8 protein-coding genes are annotated in these 8,551 nt (G+C 58.6%); 1 reads left to right on the plus strand and 7 read right to left on the minus strand.

Translation table 11 applies throughout. The annotated features are described in order from the left end of the window. Positions 1 to 74: 74 nt before the first annotated feature. The 3 genes from EGJ22_RS25140 to EGJ22_RS25150 all read right to left on the minus strand — a co-directional run bounded on the left by EGJ22_RS25140 (position 75) and on the right by EGJ22_RS25150 (position 5,603). Complete coding sequence (locus EGJ22_RS25140) at positions 75 to 956, minus strand: VOC family protein (protein ID WP_125920451.1); 882 nt, start codon at positions 954 to 956, stop codon at positions 75 to 77. Between the two features lie 14 nt (positions 957 to 970). Further along, positions 971 to 2,131: a S9 family peptidase gene (locus tag EGJ22_RS25145; protein ID WP_029886829.1), complete on the minus strand. Its 1,161-nt coding sequence runs from the start codon at positions 2,129 to 2,131 to the stop codon at positions 971 to 973. Between the two features lie 193 nt (positions 2,132 to 2,324). Then, positions 2,325 to 5,603 (minus strand): glycosyl hydrolase, encoded by a 3,279-nt coding sequence (locus EGJ22_RS25150; RefSeq protein ID WP_125920452.1) that lies wholly within the window; start codon positions 5,601 to 5,603, stop codon positions 2,325 to 2,327. Between the two features lie 290 nt (positions 5,604 to 5,893). On the opposite strand from EGJ22_RS25150, the gene EGJ22_RS25155 reads away from it, so the two are divergent. Beyond that, positions 5,894 to 7,047, plus strand: a protein-coding gene (locus EGJ22_RS25155) for an IS3 family transposase (RefSeq protein ID WP_104148227.1) whose coding sequence is annotated in 2 segments (ribosomal slippage) — positions 5,894 to 6,140 and positions 6,140 to 7,047 — 1,155 coding nt in all. Because the reading frame shifts where the segments join, the coding sequence is not laid out codon by codon here. 28 nt (positions 7,048 to 7,075) lie between these two features. On the opposite strand, the gene EGJ22_RS26020 is transcribed toward EGJ22_RS25155, so the two are convergent. The 4 genes from EGJ22_RS26020 to EGJ22_RS25165 all read right to left on the minus strand — a co-directional run. Then, positions 7,076 to 7,231, minus strand: a complete 156-nt coding sequence (locus EGJ22_RS26020; RefSeq protein ID WP_155273752.1) for a hypothetical protein — start codon at positions 7,229 to 7,231, stop codon at positions 7,076 to 7,078. A gap of 147 nt (positions 7,232 to 7,378) precedes the next feature. After that, on the minus strand, positions 7,379 to 7,639 hold the full coding sequence (locus tag EGJ22_RS26730; protein WP_230584484.1) for a hypothetical protein: 261 nt from the start codon (positions 7,637 to 7,639) through the stop codon (positions 7,379 to 7,381). A gap of 29 nt (positions 7,640 to 7,668) precedes the next feature. Further along, entirely contained in the window at positions 7,669 to 7,830 is a 162-nt protein-coding gene (locus tag EGJ22_RS26735) for a hypothetical protein (RefSeq protein ID WP_223809620.1), read from the minus strand. A gap of 109 nt (positions 7,831 to 7,939) precedes the next feature. Continuing rightward, positions 7,940 to 8,551, minus strand: a 612-nt coding sequence (locus EGJ22_RS25165; protein WP_148100465.1) for a TonB-dependent receptor domain-containing protein, incomplete at its 5' end; no start/stop codon positions are given.

Below are 8,551 nucleotides of genomic sequence, written 5' to 3' on the forward strand. Positions count from 1 at the left end.
TGCAGCTGTCTCCAGTAGAGTATGAGAAACGCTATTTCCTGAGCTTGGAGAGTGTCTAGAAAACCAGGGGCGATTCAATACTGTGAATTGTCTGCGCCTGGCAACGCCTCGCGCGCGTCCCAGTTGTCATCGTGCAAGTCCATGTCTGCGTCATACTCGACGTGGCAGCCCAAGGGGCTGTTGAAGTACCAGAACCAGTTCGAACCCAATTGATGCCGCCCTGGCCCCCAGAACGACTCATACCCTTTCTTGACGAAGCGGCTGCCCGCCAGCAGAACTTCGGTGGGCCCGCCCATGTGGAAGGTAAAGTGCTCGATACCCTTTAGGAACGGTGGCGTCTGGATCAGGAACAAGGTGTGGTGGTCAAGCGTGCCGGCAGGGCGCAGGAAGGGGCCTACACCCGTGAAACGGTCGGTGCAGACAAAGCCAAGGCGGCTATAGAAGGCCTCGGCCTTGGCGTAGTCGGGAACGAAATAGACCACATGCGAAAGACTACGGGGCAGTGCTTCGAGGGTCTCGCTGGCGCCCAGGTCATTGACTGGCCGGCCAGTGCTCGCGCCCGGTGCGTTGCTGACTTCGCCAGGCAGTTGCAATGCTTTGCGCTGGGTAATCTGGAAGCCCAGGGCAAAGCCCATGTCATCGACCGCACGCAAGACGCCATCTTCGCCACGACTGACGACACGGTCTTTGCTCAGCTCGGTTTCAATGGCTTGTAATGTCTGTTCGTCGGCCACGCCGTAGACGGTCTCGCGCAGCATGGTCGCCGTCTCCATGGGCGCTGGCAAGCGCTCGTCATTGCGAAGGCGGATCAGCACGCCGGTACCGTCCAATGCCTCCAGATAGCCGCCGCGCCGGTCTACGTTGACAGGTTTCAGACCGTAGTCGGTCAGGTACTTCACGCATTGCTCGACGTCGTCGACGCCAAATACTAGGTAATCGGGTCCGATGATGTTCATGATTATTCTCTGTTTTATCGGGACGTATGGCCGCCAAGAGTTTGTGCAACCCAGTCAGCGATGAAATGCCCGGCGTTGATGGAGTTGTCGAAGCTCGAATGCTGCACACCGCCTTCTCGCGCGGTAAAAATCTTCAATTCGCGCTTGGGGCTGTTCACCAATTGCTCGTAGGTGCGGTAAGCCCACTTGACTGGGATCTGCGAGTCCTGTTCGCCATGTGTCACCAGGAACGGCACTTTGATCTTTTCAACCACGCCGTCGAGATGCACGTTTTCGGCGATCTTCATAAAGGCTTTGATATCTTCGCCGCCCCAGACCCAGCGCACGTGGTTCCAGTAATGCGGGACCGGGAAGTCGCCTTCGCGCTCCAGGCGGCGCTGCTGCACATCTCGCCAATCGTGGTTGGCACCCCAAACAACGCCGCAGGCGAAGCGCGGCTCGAAGGCCACCACCCTCGGGCAGTAGTAACCGCCGAGTGAAACGCCTTCGCAGCCAATGCGCTTGGCATCTACGTCATCGCGGGTTTCAAGCCAGTCGAATACACGGCTGCCCCAGTGTTCAGCGTCATAGCGGGCCTTCAGACCGTGCAGGCGCAGCGCTTCGCCAGTGCCTGGCTGGTCGAGGATCAGCGAAGCGACACCGCGCTTGGCCAGCCAGCCCGGCAAGCCGACGCGGTATTTCATCTCTTTGACAGAGTCCAGGCCATTGAGCTGCACCAGCAATGGGGCAGGCCCCGTGACCCCCTCTGCACGCACCAGCAGGCCAGACAGCACTGTGTCTCCATAAGGGATTTCAACGCGCTCGCAGTTTTCGCCAGACAAGTCGATGCCACGGGCGAAGATGTTGAGGAATCTTTGGTAGAGCGCAAGCCGGCCGGGCGCGTCATGCGCTTGCAGGCGTTCGCAGGTCAGGTAATAGATGGCCGCGCGGTTGTACTTCTCACCGGCTGAAAGGTGTCGGCCCAAGGCCAGGTCTTCGCTGGCCAGCTCGCACAGTTTGTCGGCCATGTTCGACCAGGTTTCACGAAATGCCTGGCTGCCGGCTGCATCGGGTTGGTTGGCAGCCTCCTTCAGGGGGTCACACATCTCGACGATTTCGCCGATGCGCGCACCCATTTCCATGGCAAGGTCAACGGACAGGTTCCACGCGTAGTTCGTGGGGAAGTATCGGAACATGATTGTTATTTTTCCTGTTTGAACCAAACGATTACTGACGGCACAACTCGAGTTCAGCCGATGCTCGGTGCGGCGATCGATGGGATTCGCAGCGGTACGGCGACACTGGAATCTCAATACTAGAATCTGTGTTCGTATTTTTCCAGCTTTTTGCGCTGCAACGGTTTGCCGTTGCAGCCGGGGCTGAAAATGCCTAGCGAAGGTGGATCAGTTGCACTGGCCCAAGCAGGCCAGCAGCCCGCACGGGAGCCTCTGCTGTGTATGCGTGCTCACTGCCCGTCAGTACCCGTGTAGCGCCGGGCTGGGCGTCGCCGATGATGCGGTTCATCCAGGGATTGGTGACTTCCACTTCCAGCGTGTTCGCGCCTCGGCGCAGCGGCAGGTCGACGATATAGGGAGGCTTCCAGAGCACGCCCAGTGCTTTGCCATTGAGTGTCACCCGTGCCAGGTCGCGCACTTCGCCCAGGTCCAGGCGGCAGTCGCTCGGGCAGGCGCGGGCGCGTTCGATGTGCAAGCGGTAGCGGGCCGTGCCAGAGAAATACTTCAGTGCCGGCAGCGGGCTTTGCGTCCAGGAGCCCAGTGCCACGTGAGTCTGTTCCACGGCCTTGCCTTGGTCATCGGTAAACGCCAGGCTCCAGTCACCGGCAAGTGGCTTACGTCCGACAACCTCCCGTGCCGTCGAACCGGCATCTTTGGCGAACACCACCAGTTGGGCATCGTTCGGCGCAAGGTTCAGCTCGACCAAGGTAACTCCGCCAACGGCTCGGTAAGTCAGGGCTTGAATGGCGCCAGTGTCGGCATCCCATAACGAGGGTTTAAGCCCATTGACCCGGAAGCTGGCGTTCGAAAGCAGCGATTGACCATCGTTGTGAACGAAGTAGATGTGCCTACCGTCATCCAACACTCGATGTTGGAAGCGCACCTTGGCGTCTTGCTGAGCAATGCTGAGGTCTTTTGCCAAATCGACCCGCGCCAATGCCTGGGCTGGGGTGGCATCGCGTATCACTTGCCCTTTTCCGAGCTTGACGATGCTCACTGCGGGGTTGGGCCACAGGCTGTCGGCCAATTGCGTCCATTGATGCGGGTCATCGGCCAGGCTTGGGCTGTCGATGGGGCGAGCACCGACCAGGATGGCGCCTTCGCGGACCAGCTTGGCCACCTTGTCGAGCGTGGCCAGTGTCATGCGCTGGCTGCTGCCCCCCAGGTAGAGCAACCGATAGCGTTGGCCACCCGCTGTGGTCAGGTGCTGATCTTGTACTGTTATCAGATCCTGCAACGATTGGGCGTCGATGAAGTCCACGCCATACCCTTGTGGCAAGTCGGCGGGAAGGCCTTGGCCAAACAGGGCCGTCAGCGGCGCTTCTTCACCCATGAAGTACAACACGTCAGCCTGGCTGCGGCCTTGTTGCAGCAGGTAGGAACTGCGTGCCAGGTAGCGTATCCAGGGGCCTGCCTGTTCGCCCCAGGTTTCGTGACGGCTGAAATACTGGCCCAGGAACGGCGCCAGTGACATGCCCGGTTTTGCTTCCAGCGGCTGGTGGGGCGAGGTATGGATGTTGAACAGATTGACGCCCAGCGACAGCGCCGTATCGGCAGTGCGCTTGAGGTCTCTGGGGCTGAACGCCCAGGGTTGCAGGAAGGCACCGAAACTTTCCGCGCCCACCCGTGGCTTGCCCAGTAAATGCGCGACCGATGCCGCGCCGAGCACGTCGGCCTGGTACGTAGGGCGGCCTTCGCCCTCGGGCGGCAACGCCCAGAAGGCGCCCATCGGCACATCGCTATGACGGCGCATGGCCAGGTCGTTGCCCAGTTGCGGGCGGTTGTCCTCCAGCGCTTCGCTGTAGAGCTTCAAGCCGCGTTCGTGGGCAACCTCAGCGAGCGTCTGGTAGTACTCGGACTCCAGCAACTGTGCGAGGGTAGCGCGCCAATCGAAAAGGAAGCGGTCCGTGGCTGCGGCGCTGTCGATCACGGTACCGGTCAGGGCAGGTAGCCAGCGCAGCGGGTCGTATCCGCGTAGTGCGCGAAACTGCTCGAGCATGTCTGCGGTCCAGTTTTGTTGGCCGGATTCGATGCTGTCGGCCAACAACCCCTTGAGCGCCGTCTGAGGTGCGTTGAGTGACGATTGATACAGGCTCAGGTAGTACTCCATGTAGCGTCGAACGGGGGCAGCGGCCAGCTTGTCCACTTCCAGCCCCGTGCCCTCGGCAACTGCAGGGCCATTCTCATGCCCGGTCAGCGAGTAACCCAGGCGCAGCAACTGCCATTGGCCCGGTGGCGGCGTCCAGTTCAGGTGGCCGTTGGAGGCAAGGTGAGTTGTGAGGTCCAGCACTTGCGTGTGCGGTACGCTCGATGCCGAATCAGTGCTCGGCGTTGCTACTGAGTAGTAATCCCGGGTCACGGCGAAGCCTGCCTGTTCCTCGGCATGGTTGACCCGAGCGGCCTGATGCAACGTCAGGCTGGCCAGTGGGTAACTGCGTGCAGGGGGCGCAAAGCGCACGCCGACCACACCTTTGGCTGGCTGCGACAAGGCTTGCCCAGGTGCCAGTTGCGCAGGTTTCAGCAGTACGCGAAAGCGCTGGCTCCTGACCGCTGCAAACGACACCGTGCGCTGCGGTGAAGCAGTAGGTGGGATATTGACGATGGTCGTCCACTGGCCCGTTTCGCCATCCGCCATTTGCAGTTGCGCCATGGCCGGTGGCGGCGCACCGAAGCCGCTGCGGGCAGGCAGACCGAGGGTGAGGGCGCGGACAGTTTGCGGCTGATCGTAATCCAGTTGTATCCAGGCCGTATCATCGGCGCTGAACGGCAGTGCTTGCGGGCGTGCCAGATCACCGGTACGCAGTACGGCCTGGTCAATGCCTTCACTACTGAAGGTCAGATGGGCTGGGGGTAAAGGCTGATCGTTTGCCGGCACTGGCCAGGCAAGCACTTTCACGTCGCGGTAGAACGGCTGCAAGGTTGGTGGACCGCCGCTAACTTGCTGAAACGGCCCAGCCACGTCGGGTGGGGAGGGCAGAACCAGCGGCTGCCGTTTGTCACTGTCGACCCTGACCGTGGACCACACCAGCTTTTTCATCGCGTCTTCAGGCGTGACCCAAGGGCCTCCCGTAGCGCTCCAGCCGGCGGAGGTGACGATGCTCATCTCAAGGCCCAGCTGGGAGGCGCGTTTGGCACTGTGCGCAACGGCTTCCTGCCATTCAGGGCTCATGAACAAGCGGGGATGCTCAACTCGCCTGGGCGTGCCGAGATTGCCGTCAAACAGTTGAAAGCCACCCAGCCCGATGCGTTGCATCCATTCAAGGTCCCGGTCGATGCCTGGTAGCGACACGTTGCCGTTTAACCAATGCCACCAGACCAGAGGTTTAGCGGGGGCTGGGGGGCTTTCAAAGCCTTGGCGCAAGGGGTCGGCGGCGGATGCACAGAGCACCCATCCCAGGCACAGAGCCAGGGCACTGAGGCGGCAGGTTGACATGTAAATGATCCTTGATTTGTTTTTTATTCTTTGTGCCGGTTGAGGGCGGGGTGACCAGGAAAGCTAGAAGTTATATCAGAACTAATATTCTAGTTCTATTATCTAATGTAAATGCATGTCGGTGTCGACCTGGGTCAGTAACATTACCCACCACCAAGGAAGGATGGCTCTATCACGCCGTCGTTTTGAGCATCCAGACGCGCTAGGAACTGGGCTATAGCCTTTCGGATCGGATGCCGTACACGTCGAGCAAAGCATGAGTCGTAGAGGAAAATTGCTGGGACAACGCGGTGGCTGAGAGTCAGCGTTACCCCGAAGAATTCAAGATCGAAGCGGTCAAGCAAGTGACCGAAAAAGGCAAACCTATCGCCGATGTCGCCCAGCGCCTGGGCATGTCCGTGCATAGCCTTTACGCCTGGATAAAGGTCTACAGCAAGCCCCAAGAGCAGCGTCAGCAAGACGACGATCAGCAGGCCGAATTGCGCAAGCTACGCGCTGAACTCAAGCGCGTGACTGAAGAGCGAGACATCTTAAAATAGGCCGCCGCGTACTTTGCCAAGGAGTGCGGCTGAAGTACCCCTTCATCAAGAAGCACTCGACTGATTACCCGGTGCGGCGCCTTTGCCAAACCCTCAAGGTGCACCCCAGCGGCTACTACGCCTGGCTGGCCGAGCCTCAATCTGCCCGAGCAAAAGAAGATCAACGTCTGCTTGGCTTGATCAAGCACGCTTGGCTAGAAAGCGGAGGTGTATACGGCTACCGCAAAACTCACGATGACCTACGTGAGCTGGGAGAGGAATGCGGACGAAATCGAGTCGGGCGCTTGATGCAGGCGGAGGGGCTGCGTTCGCAAACGGGCTATCGGCGGCGTCCAGGGTTTTACGGTGGAAAACCAACAGTGGCCTCGCCCAACCACCTCGCGCGGCAGTTCAATGTCAGTGAGCCGAACAAGGTCTGGGTGACAGATATCACCTACATCCGCACCTATGAAGGATGGCTCTATCTGGCGGTAGTGCTGGATCTGTTCTCACGCCAAATAATTGGTTGGTCAATGAAGCCAAGGATGTGCAGCGACCTTGCTATCGACGCGATGTTGATGGCTGTTTGGCGACGCAGGCCACAGCAGCGAGTGATGATTCACTCAGACCAAGGCAGTCAGTTCAGTAGCTCGGATTGGCAAAGCTTCTTAAAGGCCAACAATGTAATCAGCAGCATGAGCCGGCGGGGAAACTGCCACGACAATGCCGTAGCCGAGAGTTTTTTTCAGCTTTTGAAGCGGGAGCGAATCCGACGAAAGACCTACACAACCCGTGAAGAAGCCCGAAGTAATATTTTCGATTACATCGAGATGTTCTATAACCCTAAACGCCGACACAGCAGTGCTATGCAGCTGTCTCCAGTAGAGTATGAGAAACGCTATTTGCTGAGTTTGGAGAGTGTCTAGGAAATCAGGGGCGATTCATTGTTTTAAGTTATGCCGCATCACTTTTTAATGTAATTAATTTATCTATTGCTTGGATATATTCGGCAAACTGCGTTGAGCTGATAGCGACCTTCGCGAAGAGTCCGGTTGGAGCTACGGCGGTGACGTGTTGAGCTATCAAAACCTCAGCAGCAATCATGCTCATTCGGCTTGCGCGTAAGACTATAGACACTCATAGCATCCAAATGGCCAAGCGATGCCTCTCCTTGATCTGACCAGACAAAGGTGTGATCTAGAAAAAAAATCAGGTAAAGGCAAAGCTTGCGTTGTCAGTGACTGACTTTCCGCAGGGTCAGGCGGCTAATGCCTCACACTCTTTCAGGCAGGCAGTACAGGCGTCAGCGCAGGCCTTGCATTCAGCATGCTTGTTTTCGTACTTGCGGCATTGTGTTTCGCAGCTGGCGCAGACGTCGGCAGTAACCTTGGCCAGTGCCGGAGTGAGTTTCGACCCTTGCGAGGCCAATTTCATCAGAGCACCACAGGTAGCCAATAATTCGCTGACGGACTGGGCACAGGACGCCATTTCTTTATCGCCCTGGGCCAGCAGTACCATGCAATGTGCCAAGCAGGCTTCACCAGTCTTCAGGCAGCAATGCTACTGTCGACCAGGCCTGTATAACCTTTGCCTCCTGGGACGCCGTGATCATGATGGTGTTCATGGTTTTCACCAGAGGCCATCACAGAACTGGTCATGGCCACGGCAACCGCCCCCGCGACCGTTTTCAGCACTTCACGTCGTTGCATTATTCGCTCCTTAGATTGAGAACGGCAGATTTACCGGCGGGGGCTTCCGCCTATTGCCCCGATCCGTCCGAACATAGTTGTTTTTCAAGAAAATCAAAAGCCTGCCTTCTTAGAAATCGAAGGTGAGCCCTGCATACACCGCGCGCCCATCGCCTGGTGAGTGCAGCGATGCGTCTGCCCCATCTGGGTCATACCAGACATACTCGTAGTAACGGTTGGTCAGGTTCTTCAGTTGCAGGTCCACGCTCATGGTTTCGCTGAGCTTGTACATCGCGCCGAGGTTCATCAGCACGTAGCCGCCATACGTACCTTGGGTGTTCTCCCGCTCCAGGTAGTAGTTGGTCTGCCCGTTCGCCCAGGCAGTCAGCTGCAGCTTTGGGGTAGCTTGGTAGCTGATGCCGGTATTCCACAGGTGGTGTGGCACGTGATCGATTTCCTGGCCCTTGCTGCCTGGTAACGCGCTGCTGGGCTCGAGGATCTTGGAGTACTGCCAAGAGTACGACATCCACACCTCAGTGCGCTCGTCCGGGTGCAGGTTGACCTGCAGGTCATAACCCCAGCGGCGTGTTTCGCCGACGTTGTCCGACTCGCCGCTCGGGTCGTTCAGGCGACGGCTTACTTCGCCAGAGGCGTCCTGACGCCAATAGGCCAGGCGGCCATCGACCCAGCTGGCCGGGGTGAACTTGATGCCGGTTTCCCAGCCTTCGTTGATCGAAGGAGC

The organism is Pseudomonas sp. p99-361 (assembly GCF_003935475.1).
GTDB lineage: Bacteria > Pseudomonadota > Gammaproteobacteria > Pseudomonadales > Pseudomonadaceae > Aquipseudomonas > Aquipseudomonas juntendi.